The organism is Nonomuraea sp. NPDC002799 (assembly GCF_053592075.1).
Map to the genome: position 1 here is coordinate 205,155 of NZ_JBSFVA010000003.1, position 19,130 is coordinate 224,284.

Sequence of the window (19,130 nt, forward strand, 5' to 3'; positions counted from 1 at the left end):
CTGCGCCCGGAGACTCCTGGCTCGCTTCCGATAAAATGCCAACCCATGACGGGAATCCGCCACCTCTCCGAAGCCCCCACCGGGCGGCGTCCCCTGACCTCCGGCGCGGGCATCGACGCGCACCGGCACGACACCCACCAGATCGTGTACGCCTGCCGCGGCGTGCTCTCGGTCACCACCGGCGCGGGCACCTGGGTGGCGCCCGCCAACCGGGCGATCTGGGTCCCGGCCGGGACCGTGCACGAGCACCGCGCCCACGGGAACACCGATCTGCGCCTGGTCGGGCTGCCGCAGAACCCGCTCGGGCTCGACCGGCCCGCGGTGCTCGCGGTGGGGCCGCTGCTGCGCGAGCTGATCATCGCGTACACCGGCGACACCGCGGACACGGCCGACTCCGCGTACACGGGCGACACCGCGGACACCTACGGCTCCGCGTACACCTACGACATCGCGGACACGGACGACATCGCGGACAGCGACGACGAAGCCGGCTCGCGGGCCGAGCGGGGCAGGCTGCTGGGCGTGCTGCTCGATCGGCTCAGGCGGGCGCCCGAGCAGCCGTTCCACCTGCCCACCACCGAGGAGCCCAGGCTGGCCGCCGTCTGCGCGTCCCTGCGCCGTGACCCCGCCGACGGCAGGACCCTCGCCGAGATCGCCCAGGGGGCGGGGACCAGCGGCCGCACGCTGGCCAGGTTGTTCCGGCGCGAGCTCGGCATGACCTTCCCGCAGTGGCGCACCCAGCTCCGCCTGCACCACGCGCTCCTGCTCCTCGCCGACGGCGTGCCGGTGACGGCGGTGGCCCATCGCTGCGGGTGGGCGTCGGCGAGCGCGTTCATCGATGTGTTCGGGCGGGCGTTCGGGTACACACCGGGCCGGGCCTTTACATTGTAGATTCGCTACACTGGGATCCCGTGAGTAAATCGTCGAAAGGCAAGGGCGGCACCCCGGCGACCATCGCGCTGGCCAACGCCCAGGCCGCATTCACGCTCCACCCGTACGAGCACGACGCCGCCGCGCAGGCGTACGGCGAGGAGGCCGCGGACGCGCTCGGCGTGCCCTATGAGCGGATCTTCAAGACCCTGGTGGCGGAGGTCGAGAGCGGGCTGGCGGTGGCGGTCGTGCCGGTGGCGGGCAAACTCGACCTCAAGGCGCTGGCGAGCGCGCTGGACAGCAAGCGGGCCGCGATGGCCGACGCCGCCAAGGTGGAGCGGGTGACCGGCTACGTCGTGGGCGGCATCAGCCCGCTGGGGCAGCGCAAACGGCTTCCGACGGTGGTCGACTCCTCGGCGCTCGGCTTCGAGACGATCTACTTCTCGGCCGGGAGGCGGGGGCTGCAGATCGAGACCGCGCCCGGCGACCTCATCGCCCTCACCGGAGCCGTCACCGCGCCGATCGGCAAGGTCCGCTGAGACGCCGCCCTCAGGACCCGCTGACGCCTCAGGACCCGCTGACGCCCTGCGACGTACGGGCACCTTAGGGCCGCCTGCCGGCCGTTTTCGGGAGCGCCTTCCGGCGCCCTCGGCAGCGCCTATCGGTGACGACCGCGGTACGGTCCCTCCCGCGACGGGCGCCTGTCGTAAGGGCCGTCCTGCGGCGGAGGCCCACCGTACGGGCGGCCCTGCGGCCGGCGTCCGCCGTGAGGACCGTCCTGCTGCGGTCGCCCGCCGTCCGGGCGGCGCCCGCTGTACGGACCGTCCTGTGACGGTCGCCCGCCGTCGGGCCTGTCCGGTGGCGAGGGGCGGCGGGTGGGCCCGTCCGGTGGCGAGGGGCGGTGGACGGGCGGCGTGTCGAGCGGCGGGCGGTCACCGGGCGATGCCCCGATCTCGGCGATCCCCCGCCGGCGCGGCCGCCGGAGCTCCGGGAGCGCCGACGCGTGGCCGAGCAGCCATTCGAAGAGCCGGCGATGCCGCCTGGCGAAGGGCCGGTCGCCGCGCCGCTTCTTGCGATCCTCCTCCGCCTGGGCCTTCTCCAGCCCAGGGGTCTCCCCGCCGCCGAAGCGCGACATGTCCGGCCCGGGGAAACCTTCCGGCTCGATCCGGCGCAGCGCGGCTCCCATGGAGTCCACCCAGATGGGCCCCGGCAGCGACGCCCCCTGCACCGAGCCGTAGTGGCGGTCCCCGATCTGCACCCCCTGCAACGGGAACTTGTAGGAGCCCCGGATGTCCCCGACGCTGACCGCCGCCGCCAGCGCGGGGGTGTAGCCGGCGAACCAGGCGGAGGTGTAGCCGTTGTTGGTGCCCGTCTTGCCCGCGGCCGGCCGGTCGATGGCCTGCCCGTGCATGGTGCCCTTGTCGAAGACGCCCGTCAGCACGTGGTTCACCGCGTCCGCGACCGGCCGGTCGATGGCCTGCTCGCACGCGGGCGGCACCCGCGTGCGCCGCCCGTCCCTGCCGGTGATCTCCATGATGGCCAGCGGCCGGCAGTAGACGCCCCTGGCCGCGAACGCCGCGAACGACGCCGCCACCGTCACCGGGTCCATCTCGTTGACGCCCAGCGTGAACGTCGGCACCTCCTTCAGCGGCCCCCCGTCGGCCCGCACGGCCCCGAGCGACCTGGCCGTCTTCACCACGTTGCAGAGCCCGACCTTGCGCTCCAGCATCATGTAGAAGATGTTCACCGACTTCCAGGTGCCGGTCTCGATGCTGTGCGGGCCGCCCTCGCCCTCGCCGCTGGCGTTCAGGATCCGGGTGTCCGGGTCGTTGACCGCCCGTCCGGAGCAGTCGCGGTAGCCCTGCCCCGGCACCAGCGCCCCGGGCGTCTGGAAGCCGTCGTTGAAGCGCCAGCCCTGCTGCAGCGCCGTCGCGAGGGTGAACACCTTGAACGTCGATCCGGCCTGGAAGCCCTGCCCGCCGCCGTGCGCCACGTCGGCGGCCAGGTTGAAGGTGGTCTTGGGGCCGTTCTTGTTGTTGCCGGGGTTGCGGCCGAAGCGCTTGCTGGCCGCCATCGCCCTGATCCGCCCGGTTCCCGGCTCGACCATGGCCTCGGCCGCCACCTCGCTGTCCTGGGGCGCCACGTACCGCTGGATGGCCTGCTCGGCGGCGCGCTGCGCGATCGGGTCGAGGCTGGTCCTGATCACCAGCCCGCCTCGGGCCATCCTGGCCCGGCGCTCGGCCGCGTTGTTGCCGAAGGCGGCGTTCGAGAGGAGCTCGCGCTGCACGTACAGGCAGTAGAACGGGAACTCGCTCTGCTCGCAGCCGCCGGGCTCGGGCCTGAGCTTGATGCCGAGCGCGGCGGTCTTGGCGCTCGCCGCCTCCTGCGGGGTGATCAGCTTGAGCCCGGCCATCCGGTCGAGGACGAGGTCGCGCCGCATGAGCAGGCGCGCCCGGTGCTCCTTGCCGAGCGAGGGATCGGTCGAGTACGGCATCCGCACCGCGCCCGCCAGCGTGGCCGCCTGGGTCAGGGTCAGCTTGGCGGCCGAGGTGGTGAAGAACCGCCTGGCCGCCGCCTCCACCCCGTGCGCGCCCGCCCCGAAGTAGGCGATGTTGAGGTAGCGCTCCAGGATCTCGTCCTTGCGGTACTTCTTCTCCAGCGCCAGCGCGTACCGCAGCTCGGTGATCTTGCGCGCCAGGTTGGGCGCGCGGGCCTTGTCGCGCTCCGCGTCGCTGCGGGCGCTCTCCACCAGGATGTTCTTCACGAGCTGCTGCGTCAGGGACGAGCCGCCCTGCCGGATGCCGCCCGCCTGGGTGTTGGTGAGCAGCGCCCGGAACGTGCCCCTGACGTCGAGGCCGCCGTGCTCGTAGAAGCGGGCGTCCTCGATGGCCACGATGGCCTTGCGCATCACCGGGGCGACGGCGGCGAGCGGCACCGCCGTCCTGTTGGCCTCGTAGAACTGGGCGAACGGCCTGCCGTCCTTGTCCAGCAGCCTGGTCACCTGCGCGAGCGGCTCCTCGCGCGGAGCGGGCGGCAGGTCGACGAAGGTGCTCGTGACGTTCATCGCGGCGAGGCCACCGCCGCCCACCACAGGCGCGACGAGTGCCGCCGTCAGCACGCCGCCGAGCGCCCCCGCCAGTGCGAGCCCGCCGGCGGATCTGAGTACGGTCACGTCAGATGATCTGCAACCACCAGAACCCCGGCAAACTCCTACTTCCCGGCTCTTTACTGTTGTCTGCGGATGTTCAGACCAAGGGAGGCGAACTGCTCGAACGGCCGGTGGTAACCGCGCTCGATGTGGTGCACGCCGCGCAGCGTGGACGTGCCGTCGGCCACCGCCGCCGCCAGGACGGCCGAGAACCCGGCCCTGATGTCGGGCAGCGTCACGTCGGCGCCCTTGAGCTGGGACACGCCGCGCACCACGGCCGAGTGCCTGGCGTTGGTGTCGTGGTAACGGCAGGCGGGCCCGCCCAGGCACTGGTCGAAGACCTCGATCTCGCAGCCCATCTTCTGCAGCGCCGGCACGTACACCAGGCGGTTCTCGAAGACGGTCTCATGCAGGACCGACATGCCCTGGCTCTGCGTGAACAGCACCATCAGCGGCGTCTGCCAGTCGGTCATGAACCCCGGGTGGGTGTCGGTCTGCACGGCCGCGGCGCGCAGACCCTCGGGGGGCGCGGTGGCGCAGACGTACTCGTCGTTGATGGCGAACTGGGCGCCCATCCTGGCCAGCGTGGTGATCGCGGTGACCAGGCGGTCCTGCGGGCAGCCGTGCACCCGCACCTCCCCGCCCGTGACCAGGCCCGCCGCCAGGTACGAGAACGCCTCGATGCGGTCGCCGGTCAGCCAGGTGGAGGCGCCGCGCAACTGCTCGACACCCTCGATGACGATGCGGCGGTCGGGCGACAACTCGATCCTGGCCCCCATCCGCTGCAGGAACAGCGCCAGCTCCACCACCTCGGGCTCCATGGCGGCGTTCTTCAGCACGGTCTTGCCCTCGGCCAGCACCGCCGACATCAGGATCGTCTCCGTGGCGCCCACGCTGGGGTAGGGCAGCTCGATCCGGGTGCCGTTGAGCCGTTTGGCCTTGGCGAAGATGCCGGTGTCGCCCACCTCGACCTCGGCGCCCATCGAGCGCAGCGCCTCCACGTGGAAGTTCACCGGGCGCCGGCCGATCGGGTCGCCGCCGACCAGCGGGACGAACGCCTCCCCCGCCAGGTGCAGCAGCGGACCCAGCATGAGGATCGGGATGCGGTTGAGCCCGGTGAACGCCGCCGGCACCCTGGGCTCGATCTGCGGGCCGCGCTCGATCCTGATCTCGGTGCCGGTGATCTCGACGTGTATGCCGAGGGCCTCCAGCATGGCGGCTGTGATGCCCACCTCGCCCACCTCCGGGGCGTTGTGGATGCTGCTCTCCCCGGTGCCGAGCATGGCGGCGACCATGTGCTTGGACACACCGTTCTTGGAACCGCGCACCTCGACGTCGCCCCGGAGCGGGCCGGAGGGCTCTATCAGCCAGACCTCTTCTGCAATCACGAAGCGAGCCTAGCCGGGGGATACCATCAAGTGATTCACACGTACATGTGAGGGGGAGTGGCGTGACGAGGGAAGTACGCGCTTTTGCGGTAACTGTCCTCGCGCTCGCCGCTCTCGGAGTCACCGCCGGACTGCTCTGGTCCGGGCTGACGCCGCGGGCTCCGTACCAGGTCACGCAGCAGGGCGAGACGGTGCTCGCCGATCCGACCACGCAGGCGCTGATCGCGGCCGACGGCTGGTTCGCGCTGATCACCGGCGGGCTGGGGTTGCTGTGCGGCGGCGTCGCGTGGTTCACCGGACGGCGGTGGATGTTGCCGGTGCTCCTGGGGCTCTGCGCGGGCGGGGCGCTCGCCGCGGGGCTGACGTGGTGGGTCGGGTCCACGTTCACGATCGGCGCCGTCACGGTGGAGGCGGCCGCGCCCGGGATCAAGGTCCTTCCCGGGGCGCTGAAGCTGACCGCCTCCGGTGTGCTGGTGTCGTGGCCGCTGCTGGCGGTGGGGTTGTTCGGGCTGTTGGAGGGCATGCACGGCTATCGGGAGTCGCCGCTGCGGCAACCGTTCGGCGACCCGCTCTGACTCCCCGGCGTACCGGCCGCCCTCAGAGCGGTGGGTGGCGGTCGGCGTGCCGGGTGGCCTGCTCGAACGCGTGCGCCACCCGCAACACCCTGGCGTCCTCGAACGGCCTGCCGATGATCTGCACCCCCACCGGCAGCCCGTCCTCGGTGAAGCCGGCCGGGACGGATGCGGCCGGCGCGTGCAGAACACTGATCCAGTACGCGGAGCGCATCCAGGCGAGATAGTCGGGCAGCCGCTCCCCGTTGATCTCCTCGACGTACGGCTGCTCGACCGGGAACGGCGGCACCTGGCTGACCGGCGCGATCAGCACGTCATAGGTGTCGAAGAACCCCGCCATCCGCTGGTAGAGGCGGCTGCGGGCCTGCTCGGCGCGGGCCAGGTCGGCTCCCGTGACCTTGCGGCCCTGCTCGACGTTCCAGGCGGTGTTGGGACCGAGCCCGGTCAGGGCACCGAAGGACAGCGCGTAATGCCAGGCCCGGTAGGTCCTGAACGCGTCCTCGGCCTCGGACAGGTCCAGCTCGACCTGCTCGACCCGGGCCCCCAGCCGCTCGAACACCGCCGGCGCCGTCGCGGTGACCGCCGCCGTCCGCGCGTCCACCGGCAGCCCGCCCAGGTCAGGGCTCCACGCCACGCGCAGGCCCGCCACGCCCTGCTCGGGCTCGGGGGTGAAGACCTCCTTGATCGACAGGGGCGAGCGGCGGTCGAATCCGGCGATGGCCGACAACAACAGCGTGGCGTCCTCGACCGTCCTGGCCATGGGGCCCTGGACGGACAGGGTGTACCAGGCGGCGGTGTCGGACGGGGACGGCACGCGGCCCGGGGTCGGGCGCAGGCCCACGACGTTGCAGAAGGAGGCGGGATTGCGCAGCGAGCCGCCCATGTCGGACCCGTCGGCCAGCGGAACCATGCCGGCGGCCAGCGCGGCGGCGGCTCCCCCGCTGCTGCCGCCCGCGGACTTGGACAGGTCGTAGGGGTTCCTGGTGGCGCCGAACACCTCGTTGACGGTGTGGGAGCCGGTGCCGAACTCCGGAGTGTTGGTCTTGCCCAGCGTGATCGCACCCGCGGCTCTGAGCCGCTTGACGATCAGCGCGTCCTCGGCCGGGACGTTGCCGGCGAAGAGCGGGGAGCCGTACGTCGTGCGGATGCCGGCCGTGTCGACGAGGTCCTTGTGCGCGACGGGCACGCCGTGCAGCGGCCCGGCCGGCTCGGCCGCGTCCGCCGCCTTGGCCGCGTCGAGCGCCCGCTCGGCGACCAAAGTCACGATGGCGTTGACCCGGGGGTTGACCTGCTCGATGCGATCCAGGTGGGCCTGGAGGACCTCCACGGCGCTCACCTGTCTGGTCCTGATCAGGCGGGCCAGTTCGGTGGCGGTCACGTAGTGCAGTTCGCTCACAGTGCGATCCTCCCGTACGGCCGGTGGGCGGGCGATGGCGAGGGTTGCCCACACTCACGCCCCCGGCTCGTCGCCGATCACCGTCCAAGCCTCCCGACCGGCCCCCCTTCCGCTCCCCCGGACCGCCACTCCCCCGACCGGTATTGCTCTCTCAGACGGGCCCGATTCCTCCCGGACGGACCCGACCTCGCTCGCTGCGGGTACCTACGCCCCTGTCCGGGCGGGTGCGTCCGCCCCTGCCTGTGCGGGGGCGTCCGACGCTGCCCTCGCGGGTGCGTCCGATCCCGGCTGGGACTCGCGGGCGGGCGCGTGCGGTCCTCGGCGCCAGGCCAGGAGGAGCAGCCCGGTCACGGTGAGCGTGGCGGTCATGATGAGGAGTTGCGTGCCGAACTGGAGGTCACGGGTGGGGAGGACCATGTTGCCCATGTGGAAACCGGTGTGCACGCCGACCGCCATCCACACCGCTCCGGTGCGCGCCCGGGCCACCGCGCAGACGAAGCCGAGCGCGGTCGCCGGGAGCAGGAAGAGCAGGCGCTCGGTGACCGTGTCGGCCGCGCTCTGCGAGAAGATGTGCAGCGCGCCGAAGACCACCGACACCACGATGAGAACCACCCTCGGGGACACGCCCCGGCTCGACAGGGTGTCGAACAGGTGGCCGCGCCACAGCAGCTCCTCAGGGAAGGCCTGGCCGAGCAGGGCCAGGGCGATCGCCAGCGGCAGGTAGGGCAGCTCTGGACGGAGCATCTCCCACGGCACGCCGGCGGCCACGCCGGTCGCCACCGACAGCGCGTTGGCGCCGGCTATGGCGATGATGCCCGCCAGGGCACCCAGCAGCAGGTGCGGCACGGCCCGCCAGGATCGCGTTAAACCCACGCCGCGCCATGGCTGACGGCCGAGGCGGCGGATCGCGTAGACGAGCGCGAGCGAGGCCAGCGTGGTCCCGATCATGCCCAAGGGCCCGTAGAGGGGGTGGCCGGAGTCGAGCAGCACCATCACGGGCAGAACGCCGACGATCACTTGCGCGAACATGGCGGCGATGGTGATCAGCACGGCCCAGGCGGGGTGGGTGATCTTCATGAATATCACGGTAGGTAGCCGGGTGGTGTTCGCGCATCGGCGCCAGGTCTGAACTTGTCATGACCTTCGTCAGGGGTCCTCAGGGAGGATTACAGCGCCCGTACAGGCGAACTAGGGTCAGAGCATGCTGCCTCGTCCGGCCTGGCTGCGCGATCCCGAGCGGCCGTTCCTGTTCAGCGTCGTGTTCTGGCTGGTGCTCGCCGCCACCGGGGTCGGCGCCTACTCCTCCAGCCCCGTGGAGCCCGCCTGGGCCTGGACGTTCGGCGTCAATCTGGCGCTCGTGGCCGCGTTATGGCCGCTGCTGCCCTGGCGGCGCCCCGACGACTGGCGGCGGCCGGTGCCGGTGGCGTTCCTGCTGGCGACGTTCGCGCTGGGGCTGACGGGCTCGGCCGAGATCCATCAGTTGCTGGCCCTCATCGCCGTCGCCAACGTGGCCTTCGTCTACGGCATGCGGACCGCCGCCGTCATCATCGGCTGCCTGTCCTGCCTGATATTCGTCTCCGTCGTGGTGGTGTACGGCCGGAGCATGCTGGACGCCACGGTGCAGACCATGGTGATGGTGGTGTTCTCCTCGTTCGTGCTCGGCATGACGTCGGCCGTGCTGGAGGCCCGGCGCAGGCGGGCGGAGGCGCAGCGGCTGCTGGCCCGGATCAGGGAGCTCACGGTCGCCCAGGAGCGGGCGCGGATGGGCGCGGAGATGCACGACTCCATCGGCCACCACCTGACAGTGATCAAGCTGAGCCTGGAGAACGCCGAGCGGTTCCGCACCCGCCGCCCGGAGGCCGCCTGGGACGAGGTGCGCCAGGCGAAGGAGCTCACCGTGGAGGCGCTGGCCGACGCCCGCCGCTGGGTCCGGGCGCTGCGCCCGCTGGCGCTCGACGGCCGCGTCGGCAGCGCGGCGCTGCAGCGGCTGGCGGCCTCGTTCGACGGCACGGGGCTCACGGTCTCCTTCGAGGTGGTGGGGGACGAGCTCCCCCTGGAGCCCGATGTCGAGCTGGTCCTCTACCGCGTCCTGCAGGAAGGGCTGACCAACGCCGTCCGGCACGCCGGTGCCCGCCACGTGCACGGCCGGCTCGCCTTCGACGGCGCACGCGTCGTGCTGGTGGTCGCCGACGACGGCGGGGGGCGCCTCTGCGGCGCGCCCGGCGGTTTCGGTCTCACCTCGCTCGCCGAGCGTGCCCGCGCGGTGGGCGGCAAGCTGGTCAGCGGCGACCGGACGGACGGCGGTTTCGAGGTGCGGGCCGAGCTCCCCATCCGTACGCGGGCGACGGCGTCGTGAGCACGATCAGGGTGCTGCTGGCCGACGACCAGGAGCTGCTGCGGCAGGGGCTGCGCAAGATGCTGGAGATCGAGGACGGCATAGAGGTGGTCGGCCAGGCCACCGACGGCCTGGAGGCGCTACGGGTGGTCGCCGAGTGCCGCCCGGACGTGGCGCTGGTGGACGCGAGGATGCCCAGGATGGACGGGGTCGAGCTCATCACCCGCCTGTCGGCCCGGCATCCCGGCGTGGCCTCGATCGTGCTCAGCACGTTCGACGAGGACGACTACATCTTCGGCGCGCTGCGCGGCGGAGCCGTGGGCTACCTGCTCAAGGACTGCAGGCCGGATGAGCTCGTCGACGCCATCCGCCGCGCCGCCCGCGGGGAGACGGTGCTGGCCTCCCCCGTGGCGGCGCGCCTGGTCACCGAGATCCGCCGCACCCCGGCCGTGCCGAGCGCGCTGCCGGGCCAGGAGCGGATGTCGGTCAGGGAGGCTCAGGTGGCCCGGTTGCTCGGCGCCGGGGCCGCCAACCGGGAGATCGCGGCTCGGCTGGGCATCACCGAGGGCACGGTGAAGAACCACGTCTCCAGCCTGCTCCGCAAGTTCGGCCTCCGCGACCGCACCCAGCTCGCCCTCCACCTCCAGACCGCACCTCCGCCCCAGCCCTGACACGCCTCGCCAGACGCGATGGCGCAGGCCCGCCTTGCCGCGCGCCGCGCGCCCGCCGGCCCGGCGCGCCGGACCAGTGCCCAGTGCCCGGGGCCCGCCGGACCAGGGCGCGGGGCCCGCCGGACCGGCGCGCCGGGCTCGCGACCACCGGTGGCGCCGATATTCTCGATCTCACTACGAGTAGTCGGGGAGACACGCGGTGCGCACGCAGTCGGACGAGGGTTACAGTCACGCGCTGGGCAACCGGCAGGTTCAGATGATCGCCATCGGCGGAGCGATCGGCGTGGGCCTGTTCCTCGGCGCCGGCGGGCGGCTGGCCGCCACGGGTCCCGCGCTGGTGCTCTCCTACGCCGCCGCCGGACTGGCCGCGTTCTTCGTCATGCGGGCGCTCGGCGAGCTCGTGCTCTACCGCCCGACGTCGGGTTCGTTCGTGGAGTACGCGGGTGAGTTCATCGGGCCGTGGGCGGCGTTCGCCAGCGGCTGGATGTACTGGATCAACTGGGCGTTCACCGGCATCGCCGAGCTGACCGCGATCGCCGCCTACATCCACTACTGGGCCCCCGCGTTCCCCAAGGCCTTCACCGCGCTGATCGCGCTGGGCTTCGTGCTGGTGGTCAACCTGCTGTCGGTGCGGCTGTTCGGCGAGCTGGAGTTCTGGTTCGCGATGCTGAAGGTGGTGGCGATCACGATCTTCCTGGTCGTGGGCCTGGTGCTGGTGGTCTTCTCGGTCGGCGAAGCGGGCCCGCACAACCTCGCCGCGCGCGGCGGCTTCTTCCCCACGGGCTTCCCGATGGTGCTGATGAGCCTGCAGTCGGTGGTCTTCGCGTACGCCTCCATCGAGCTGGTCGGCATCGCCGCGGGCGAGACGGCCAAGCCGCACGAGGTCATGCCCCGCGCGATCAACGGCGTGGTGTGGCGCATCGCGATCTTCTACGTGGGCTCGGTCCTCCTGCTCGCCATGGTGCTCCCGTGGACCTCCTACGACGCCGGCACCTCTCCGTTCGTGACGGTCTTCTCGGGCCTGGGCCTGCCGTGGGCCGCCGACGCGATGAACCTCGTCGTGATCACCGCCGCCCTGTCCTCCTGCAACTCCGGCCTGTACGCCACAGGCCGCATCCTGCGCTCGATGGCCGTGAAACAAGAGGCGCCCCGCTTCGCCGGCAGCCTGAGCTCCAGGCACGTGCCGATCGGCGGCATCCTGTTCACCGCGATCATGTTCCTGGCCGGGGTGGCGTTGTTCTACTTCCTGCCAGAGCGCGCCTTCAACATCGCCACCGCCGTCGCCTCGCTCGGCGTCATCACGACCTGGGGGGTGCTCGTCTACTGCCAGATCCGGCTGCGCAGGGCGGGGCACCGCTCCGACTTCCCCATGCCGGGTTCGCCGTACACCAACTGGATCACCCTCGGCTTCCTGGCGCTGGTCGTGCTGCTGATGCCCTTCGCCGACCGCGACCAGCGCATCGCCTTCTTCCTCATCCCGGCCATGGCCGTGGGCATCGCAGTCGGCTGGACGGTCGTCCAGCGCCGCCGCACGACCGTCCGCGCCGCCCCTGAAGCCGTGGAGCCTTAAAGCTGGTGCAGGCTGGAAGCCGGTGGAGCCTTGGAGCAGGTGCGACCTGGAAGCCGTGGAGGCTCGCTCGGACCGTGGAGCCTCAGCGCCTTTGAGATACAGGGCTGTGGAGCCGCGCTCGGATGGATCACGGGCTGGGTAGGCTCGGTGTCGCTCAAGAAGCCGTCGCGCCCGGGGGAGGCCGCGCTGAACGAGGCGAGACAGAGGACGCCGCCCGAGGTGACCGCGCAGCGGGAGCCCGGGGCCGCGCGGCAGGAGCCCGAGGCCGCGCAGCGGGGGTCCAGGGTCGCGCGGCGGGCGGCGGTCCGGACGGCGGCGGCGGTCGCTGTAGGTGTCGCGCTCGCTCTGGCCTGTCTGCCGCTGGGCGTCTACCCGAAGCTGGCCTGCGCCGTCCTCGACGCGGGCTGCCCCACCGGTCAGGAGCCGCCGCAGGGCCGGTTACCGCACCTGACCCGCCTGACGCCGGTGCAGGTCGCGCAGAGCGGCGCCTACGTGGCGCTCGGCGACTCCTACTCCTCCGGCGAAGGCGTCTACGACCTGGACAAGCAGCCCGTCAACGACGGCGCCGACCGCTGCCACCGCGCCACGGGCTCGTACGTGCCCCTGGTGGCGCAGGCGTACCGGTTCGGCGGCGGCACCGCCTTCTACGCCTGCAGCGGAGCCACCACCCGCCAGCTCCTGTCCGGCCAGTACGGCCATCCGCCCCAGATCACCCGCGTCGGCCCGTCGACCGGTCTGGTGACCCTCAGCATCGGCGGCAACGACGCCGGCTTCACCAAGGTCCTCACCGGCTGCATCGTCAAGCTGCCGTGGTCGGCGGCCTGCGTGGACCAGGACGTGGCCGTCGCCCGCCGCATCGAGCAGCTCGGCCCCGACCTCCTCAGGGTCCTGCGGGAGCTGCGCACCAGGGCGCCGAACGCCCGGGTCATCGTCCTCGGCTATCCCCGGCCGTTCCCCGAGACGCCGTCGGAGAGCGTCGACAACCTCAGCGCCGAGGATCAGCGGTGGCTGAACGGCATGACGCGCCGGCTCAACGACCAGGTGGGCTCGGTGGTGGCCGGCTTCGACCGCGCCATCGCGGCGTTCGACGCGCCCGGCAGCGTGGAGTACATCGACGCCTACGAGGCGTTCACGGGGCACGAGGTGGGGCGGACCCAGCCCTTCCTGAACGGGCTCAACGTGGACATGGAACAGCTTCAGGTCAACGCGCGCAGCTATCACCCGACGGGCGACGGCTACCGCCGCTTCGCCGAGCTCATCACCAAGCAGATCGCCGCCGGTCCCGGCCGCCCGATGAACAACTTCCTGGTGACCAACCTCTGACGGCGCTCATTCCGTGACCCGCTCCTCGGCCAAGTGGAGGCCGGCCTCGATGACGGCGTTCATGATGGGGGTCAGCCGCGTCTCTCCCAGTGAGGGCGCCCGCGTGGCCATCCTGGTGACCAGCGCGCGCTCCCGGTCCATGTCGCGCCCCGCGAAGCCGCCCACCGGCTTGATGCGCTGCACGATGCCCGCCAGCGTGGCCCGCCGCTCCAGCAGCGTGGCCAGGGCGGCGTCCACCCGGTCGATCGCCTCCCTGCACTCCGGCAGGGTGGCGGGCGCCTCGTCCCTGAGCAGCGCGCCGACGAGGGTCACGGCCTCCTCGGCCACGCGCATCGCCGCCACCGGATCCGTCGCCGGTCCCGCCTCCGGGCGCGCCGCCCGCGCATCCGTCTCCGATCCCGCCTCCGGGCGCGCCGCCCGGGGGTCCGTCTCCGATCCCGCCTTTGAGCGTGCCGCCCGCGGGTCCGTCTCCGGGCGCGCGGCCCGGTCGTCCTCGCGCTCGCCGCCTTCGGCTCCGGCGAACTCCCGCGCCACGACCCCCGCGTATCCGCTCTTACCGCCCCCGGCCCCGCGCGCACCACCCCGGACAGCGCCGTCCGCCCCACCCCGAACGCCGTCCGCACCGCCGTGCCTGGATGAACCGTCCGTGCCGTCCCGAGCAGCACCATCCAGAGCAGCGCCGTCAGCACCATCGTGCCCCGAGACGTCGATGACCACCCCGTCGGCTCCGGCCGCCACCGCCGCCGCCGACAGCCCGGCGTCCGCCGAGACGTCGACGAGGACGGGCCGCCCGGAGGCCGCCCGCGCCGCGCGTACGAGGCCCAGATCGAGCCGGCCGCCCTCGCAGAGGATCACCCGCCCGTCACCCTCGGCGGCGCAGTAGTCGGCCAGTCCCAGCCACTCCGCGACAGACCCCGAGGGCCGCCGCTCCACCACCACCGGCAGTCCCAGCCCGGCCGCGGCCCGCACCAGCGGGATGTCGCGCGTCCACGACGCGCCCACGACCACCGCGTCGGCCAGATCGGCGATGGCCGGCAGATCGGCGGCCGAGAACGGCTCCACCAGCGTGGCCCGCCCGCGTGCCCCTTCCTGGGCGCGGTGTTCCCGCAGCACCTCGTAGGCGTCCGCCTGGCCGTGCCGCGCCCGCAGGCTGACCCGCCCGACCACCACGGAAGGCCCTTCGCCCACGAGCGCGTCGCCCACCGCGACCGCGCGGCGTTCCAAGGTCGATGACATCTCGGCTCCCCACTCGAAGCCGGTCCCCGCCCTGGAACCGGCAGAAAATCAAAAAGGCAGAGACGGGGTTGTCTCTGCCTATGCCGACTCCAGGTGGTCGCTAGCTGACGACCGGCCCTCCCGGAGCCGGCTCGGTAAACGCGTGGCGACAAGTCATGTCTGAACCTTACACCCGCGTCTCCACCTGCTGGACAACGCTTCTCATATGGCGGACTGTCCTTCCGGCGAGTCGCCGATGATCCCTGCCTATGGGAGTATTTCTTGGCCTAGAGGGAGGGTTTGAGGCCGTTGATGTCGGATCGCAAGCATGACGGACGCCGCATCGCCGGCCGATACGAGCTGCAGGAGCCCATCGGCAGGGGCGGGATGGGCATTGTCTGGCGTGCCCACGACGAGCTTCTTGACCGCACTGTCGCGGTCAAGGAGGTCAGATACGCCGCCGCCCTGGGCGAGGAAGTGCAGTTACTGAACCGGCGGACGATGCGCGAGGCGAGAGCGGCGGCGAGGTTCGAGCATCCGAACGTGATCGTCGTGCACGACGTGATCGAGGAGGACGGCCGGCCCTGGATCGTCATGCAGCTCGTGCAGTCGCGCTCCCTGGGCGCCGTGATCAAGCAGGACGGGCCGCTGCCGCCCATGCGGGTGGCCGAGATCGGCCTGGCCATGCTGGACGCGCTGCACCGGGCCCATGAAGCCGGTGTGCTGCACCGCGACGTCAAGCCGGAGAACGTGCTGCTGGCCGACGACGGCCGGGTCGTGCTCACCGACTTCGGCATCGCCACGCTGGAGACCGAGACGCAGCTCACGGTGACGGGCCTGGCGGGCACGCCGGCGTTCATCGCGCCCGAGCGGCTCAAGGGCCTGCCCGCGCGGCGCGAGTCCGACCTGTGGTCGCTGGGCGCCACGCTGTACACGGCCGTCGAGGGCCGCTCACCGCACGAGCGCGGGATGGCCCTGGCGACCATGCACGCCGTGCTGACCGACGAGCCCGACCCGCCGCAACACGCGGGCCCGCTGACCGAGGTGATCAACGGGCTGCTGGTGAAGGAGCCGGTGCAACGCCTGTCGTTCGAGGAGGCGCAGCGGCTGCTGCGCCGGACGATCGCGCAGACCGCGCCGCAGCCGACGGCGCAGTTCCCGGCCGCGCAGCAGCTCGACGTGCCGCCCGCGACCAAGCCGCGCAAGCTGCCGCACCTGCGGCAGGCGCCGCCGAAACCGGCCCAGAAACCGGTGCAGAAACCGGCCCAGAATCCGGCGCCGTGGGAGGCTCCGGCGGAGGACGACCTCGCGACCGACCCCAACATGGCGCGGCCCGGCGTGGCGCGGCCCAGCGTGGCGCCGGCGCCGGCCCTCGGGCTTCCCGAGACCGGCGCGCGGCTCACCCCGGCGACCGGCGGCGCGATGCCGGCCGCCGAGTCCACGATGGAGGCCGGCCGGCCGGACTCGCGCCGCGCGGGCCCGGTGATCGCGGCGGCCCTCGCGGTCGTGCTCGTCGCGGGCCTGGGCGGCTGGCTCGGCCTGAGCTCGGTGCCCGAGGACGACCCGACGCCGGACCCGCGGACGTCGCAGGCCACCGTGGCCACCCCTGGCTCCACCGGCCCCACCACGAGTCCGTCCCAGGAGGCGCCGCCGAGCCCGTCCGCGACGCCCTCGGACACGCCCAGCGCGTCGGCCAGCCCCAGCGCGGCTCCCAAGGAGAAGGCTGCGCTGCCGGCCGGCTGGAAGATGTACAAGGACAAGAAGATGGGCTTCTCCATCGGGCTGCCCAAGGGCTGGGACGTGTGGGACCGCGGCGGCATGCAGGTCAAGTTCAAGGGCCCCGGGGCTGCCTCCAACGCCTATCTCATGATCGAGGAGGCGCCCAAGCCCGGCAAGGACCCGTACAAGGACTGGAAGAAGCAGGAGCCCTACCTCAAGAACAACTTCGGCGGCTACAAGAAGATCGACATCAAGAAGACCGACTTCCAGAAGGCCGCCGCCGACTGGGACTTCACCTGGAACACCGACACGGGCAAGACGCGGGTGCGCAACCGGGGCTTCATCACCGCCAACGGGCGGGCCTACGCGATCTACTGGCACACCCTGAACAGCCACTGGAAGAAGGACTACGACTTCTTCGAGGGGTTCTGCGCGACGTTCGTGTCGGCCAAGTAGGCTTCGCCGCGTGGAAAGGCAGGTCAGCAACCGCTATCGCCTCATCGAGCCGCTCGGCGAGGGCGGGATGGGTGTGGTCTGGCGGGCCTACGACGAGCTGCTCGACCGCACCGTGGCGATCAAGGAGGTCCGCTACTCGGGCGTCGGCGACGCCCAGCGGGCCGAGCTCAACCGCCGGACGATCAGGGAGGCCAGGGCGGCGGGCCGCCTCGACCATCCTTCGGTGGTGGTGATCCACGACGTCGTCGAGGAGGACGGCCGCCCGTGGATCGTGATGCAGCTCGTCCGCTCCAGTTCGCTGGCCGAGGTGGTCCGCGAGCGCGGGCCGCTGCCGGTGGGCCAGGTCGCGGTGATCGGCGGCCGGGTGCTGGACGCCCTGCGCGCCGCGCACGCCACCGGGGTGCTCCACCGTGACGTCAAGCCCGAGAACGTGCTGCTCGCCGACGACGGCAGGGTGGTGCTCACCGACTTCGGCATCGCCTCCCTGGAGGCCGAGGCGGGGCTGACGGCGACCGGCGGGCTGGTGGGCACGCCCGCGTACATGCCGCCCGAGCGCCTCAACGGCGAGCCTGCCCGGCCGGAGTCGGACCTGTGGTCGCTCGGGGCCACGCTGTACGCGGCCGTCGAGGGCGAGCCGCCGTTCAGGCGCGACTCGTGGGCGGCGACGGTGGCGGCGGTGCTGCGCGACGCGCCCGCGCCGCCGCGCCGGGCCGGCGCCCTGGAGCCGGTCATCATGGGGCTGCTGCACCGCGACCTCGCCGCCCGGATGCCCGCCGACCAGGCCGCGAGACTCCTGTACGAAGCCGCGAGCACGCGTTCCCCGGCCACCGGCGTTCAGGACCGGCCCTCCTCGGCGCCGCTCCCGCACCATCCGACGGCGGGCGGGCGGCAGCGGCACGCCACGCTCCCGCCCCGCCCGGCCGGCCCGGCCCGGCGGAACAGAGCGTTGTGGATCGGGGTGCCCGCCGTCGTGGCCGTGCTGGCGGTGCTGGGCACGGGCGGCGTGCTGCTGTCGGACCGCTGGGCGGGACAGCCCGGGCCGAGGACGCCCACGTCCGGCGGCCGGACGAGCGCGACCACCGCGACCACCGCGCCCGCCACGGACGAGCCGACCCCGGCCGCCACGGACGAGCCCACCCCGGCCGCCACGAAGAGCGCCACCCCGGCGCCGATCCCCGCGGGCTGGCGGTCCTACCGGCATCAGGACGGCCGTTTCTCGATGGCCTTGCCCGCGGCCTGGCAGGCCAAGAGGACACCCGGCCGGGACAGCATCTCCGTCACCCGCCCCGGCGTCCCGGCCGCGCTGATCGTGGAGTGGACGGTTCCCGACATCCCGTGGGACGACCCGGTGCGCCACTGGGCCGGCCTGGAGAAGGAGATCAGGGCCAAGGGCGAGTTCCGCCGCTACACCCGGCTGCGCATCACCGCCACCGGCTACCTCGGTATGGACGCCGCCGACTGGGAGTTCACCAGGCTGCGCGACGGCAAGCTGATCCACGTGGTCAACCGCGGCTTCCACACCCGCGACGGCCGCCCGTACGCGATCTACTGGGAGACTCTCGACTCCCGCTGGGACCAGGACAAGCACTACCTCCAGACGTTCCTGAAGACGTTCAGGCCGTTGTGAGGGAGCAGGCACGTTTCTGGCGGCACCCGGCGGTGCCGGAGACCGACCTGCTCAAGGCCCGCTATGTCACCCACCGCTTCTCCCGGCACGTCCACGACGGCTACGCGATCGGCCTCATCGTCTCGGGCGTGGAGGAGTTCCACTATCGCGGCGTCCTGCGCCGGGCGGCCGCGGGCGAGGTGGTCCTGGTCAATCCCGACGCCGCGCACACCGGCCAGGCGGGCACGGCGGGCGGCTGGGCGTACCGCATGCTCTATCCGTCGATCGACGCGCTGGCCGGGATCGCCGCCGAGCTGGGCGCGCCCCTGACGACGCCGCACTTTTCCGAGCAGGTGGTGCGCGACGACGAGGTGGCGGCGCTGCTCGGCCGGGCGCACCGGGCGGCCGAGAGCGGCGACGCGCTGGCCGCCTCGACGCTGAGCCGCATGTTGTTCGCCCGGCTGATCACCCGCCACGCGGCGCCCCGGCCGGCCGCGGTCGTGCCCGCGAGTGGCGGGCGGGCCGTGCGCGAGGCACTCGATCTGCTGCGCGAGCGCCTCGTCGACCCGCCCACGCTGGACGATCTCGCCGACGCCGTGGGCGCGCGGCCGTTCGCGCTGCTGCGGGCGTTCAAGGCCGCGACCGGGCTGCCGCCGCACGCCTACCTGACCTCGCTGCGGGTACGCCAGGCGCGCCGTCTCCTCCGGTCCGGCCTGCGCCCGGCCCAGGTGGCCGCCGAGGTGGGCTTCACCGACCAGGCCCATCTCAGCCGGCATTTCAAGCGGGTCGTGGGCGTCCCGCCCGCCGCCTACCAGCGTGCCGCAGGAACGTACAAGACTGGTGATTTGCCCAGCTCATAGC

15 protein-coding genes are annotated in these 19,130 nt (G+C 72.5%); 10 read left to right on the forward strand and 5 right to left on the reverse strand.

From position 1 onward, the window contains the following. The first annotated feature begins 45 nt into the window (after positions 1-45). Together ACWD0F_RS07690 and ybaK are read left to right on the forward strand one after the other, a co-directional pair. Positions 46-891 (forward strand): helix-turn-helix domain-containing protein, encoded by an 846-nt coding sequence (locus tag ACWD0F_RS07690; protein WP_449873126.1) that lies wholly within the window; start codon positions 46-48, stop codon positions 889-891. A gap of 20 nt (positions 892-911) precedes the next feature. Further along, positions 912-1,409, forward strand: coding sequence for a Cys-tRNA(Pro) deacylase (ybaK, locus tag ACWD0F_RS07695; protein WP_449873127.1), 498 nt, complete (start codon positions 912-914; stop codon positions 1,407-1,409). Positions 1,410-1,528: 119 nt separating this feature from the next. Here ybaK and ACWD0F_RS07700 read toward each other — a convergent pair whose 3' ends face one another. Both ACWD0F_RS07700 and murA read right to left on the reverse strand, forming a co-directional pair. Beyond that, positions 1,529-4,042: a transglycosylase domain-containing protein gene (locus ACWD0F_RS07700; protein WP_449873128.1), complete on the reverse strand. Its 2,514-nt coding sequence runs from the start codon at positions 4,040-4,042 to the stop codon at positions 1,529-1,531. A gap of 53 nt (positions 4,043-4,095) precedes the next feature. Then, on the reverse strand, positions 4,096-5,406 hold the full coding sequence (murA, locus tag ACWD0F_RS07705; protein ID WP_449873129.1) for a UDP-N-acetylglucosamine 1-carboxyvinyltransferase: 1,311 nt from the start codon (positions 5,404-5,406) through the stop codon (positions 4,096-4,098). Between the two features lie 62 nt (positions 5,407-5,468). On the opposite strand from murA, the gene ACWD0F_RS07710 reads away from it, so the two are divergent. Then, a complete protein-coding gene (locus ACWD0F_RS07710; protein ID WP_449873130.1) occupies positions 5,469-5,981 on the forward strand; it encodes a hypothetical protein in 513 nt (170 codons plus the stop codon). A gap of 22 nt (positions 5,982-6,003) precedes the next feature. Here the strand turns inward: ACWD0F_RS07710 and ACWD0F_RS07715 are convergent, their stop codons facing one another. Further along, positions 6,004-7,374, reverse strand: coding sequence for an amidase (locus tag ACWD0F_RS07715; protein ID WP_449873131.1), 1,371 nt, complete (start codon positions 7,372-7,374; stop codon positions 6,004-6,006). 204 nt (positions 7,375-7,578) lie between these two features. Beyond that, positions 7,579-8,451 (reverse strand): CPBP family intramembrane glutamic endopeptidase, encoded by an 873-nt coding sequence (locus ACWD0F_RS07720; RefSeq protein WP_449873132.1) that lies wholly within the window; start codon positions 8,449-8,451, stop codon positions 7,579-7,581. A 124-nt stretch (positions 8,452-8,575) separates the two neighbouring features. Here ACWD0F_RS07720 and ACWD0F_RS07725 point away from each other — a divergent pair, with 124 nt between their 5' ends. From ACWD0F_RS07725 to ACWD0F_RS07740, 4 genes are all read left to right on the forward strand, one after another. After that, positions 8,576-9,730 carry a sensor histidine kinase gene (locus ACWD0F_RS07725; RefSeq protein ID WP_449873133.1) on the forward strand — a complete coding sequence of 385 codons (1,155 nt, stop codon included), beginning with the start codon at positions 8,576-8,578 and terminating at the stop codon, positions 9,728-9,730. Continuing rightward, a complete protein-coding gene (locus ACWD0F_RS07730) occupies positions 9,727-10,380 on the forward strand; it encodes a response regulator (RefSeq protein WP_449873134.1) in 654 nt (217 codons plus the stop codon). Before ACWD0F_RS07725 ends, ACWD0F_RS07730 begins: the two co-directional genes overlap by 4 nt. Positions 10,381-10,579: 199 nt before the next feature. Next, on the forward strand, positions 10,580-11,950 hold the full coding sequence (locus tag ACWD0F_RS07735; protein ID WP_449873135.1) for an amino acid permease: 1,371 nt from the start codon (positions 10,580-10,582) through the stop codon (positions 11,948-11,950). Positions 11,951-12,097: 147 nt separating this feature from the next. After that, a complete protein-coding gene (locus tag ACWD0F_RS07740) occupies positions 12,098-13,273 on the forward strand; it encodes an SGNH/GDSL hydrolase family protein (protein ID WP_449873136.1) in 1,176 nt (391 codons plus the stop codon). Between the two features lie 6 nt (positions 13,274-13,279). Here ACWD0F_RS07740 and ACWD0F_RS07745 read toward each other — a convergent pair whose 3' ends face one another. Next, positions 13,280-14,509, reverse strand: coding sequence for a chorismate mutase (locus ACWD0F_RS07745; RefSeq protein ID WP_449873137.1), 1,230 nt, complete (start codon positions 14,507-14,509; stop codon positions 13,280-13,282). A gap of 291 nt (positions 14,510-14,800) precedes the next feature. Between ACWD0F_RS07745 and ACWD0F_RS07750 the strand changes: the two genes are divergently transcribed. From ACWD0F_RS07750 to ACWD0F_RS07760, 3 genes are read left to right on the forward strand one after another with little or no spacing between them, the layout of a single operon-like run. Beyond that, positions 14,801-16,663 carry a protein kinase domain-containing protein gene (locus ACWD0F_RS07750; protein ID WP_449873138.1) on the forward strand — a complete coding sequence of 621 codons (1,863 nt, stop codon included), beginning with the start codon at positions 14,801-14,803 and terminating at the stop codon, positions 16,661-16,663. Positions 16,664-16,673: 10 nt separating this feature from the next. Further along, entirely contained in the window at positions 16,674-18,290 is a 1,617-nt protein-coding gene (locus ACWD0F_RS07755; protein ID WP_449873139.1) for a serine/threonine-protein kinase, read from the forward strand. Then, positions 18,287-19,129 (forward strand): AraC family ligand binding domain-containing protein, encoded by an 843-nt coding sequence (locus ACWD0F_RS07760; protein WP_449873140.1) that lies wholly within the window; start codon positions 18,287-18,289, stop codon positions 19,127-19,129. The genes ACWD0F_RS07755 and ACWD0F_RS07760 overlap by 4 nt, the downstream gene beginning before the upstream one ends. Position 19,130 lies beyond the last annotated feature (1 nt).

Excerpts from the sequence above, each read along its gene's own strand:
- ACWD0F_RS07690 (WP_449873126.1), top strand. The coding sequence starts at position 46 with ATGACGGGAATCCGCCACCTCTCCGAAGCCCCCACCGGGCGGCGTCCC.
- ACWD0F_RS07720 (WP_449873132.1), bottom strand. The coding sequence starts at position 8,451 with ATGAAGATCACCCACCCCGCCTGGGCCGTGCTGATCACCATCGCCGCC.
- ACWD0F_RS07725 (WP_449873133.1), top strand. The coding sequence starts at position 8,576 with ATGCTGCCTCGTCCGGCCTGGCTGCGCGATCCCGAGCGGCCGTTCCTG.
- ACWD0F_RS07745 (WP_449873137.1), bottom strand. The coding sequence starts at position 14,509 with ATGTCATCGACCTTGGAACGCCGCGCGGTCGCGGTGGGCGACGCGCTC.
- ACWD0F_RS07750 (WP_449873138.1), top strand. The coding sequence starts at position 14,801 with ATGTCGGATCGCAAGCATGACGGACGCCGCATCGCCGGCCGATACGAG.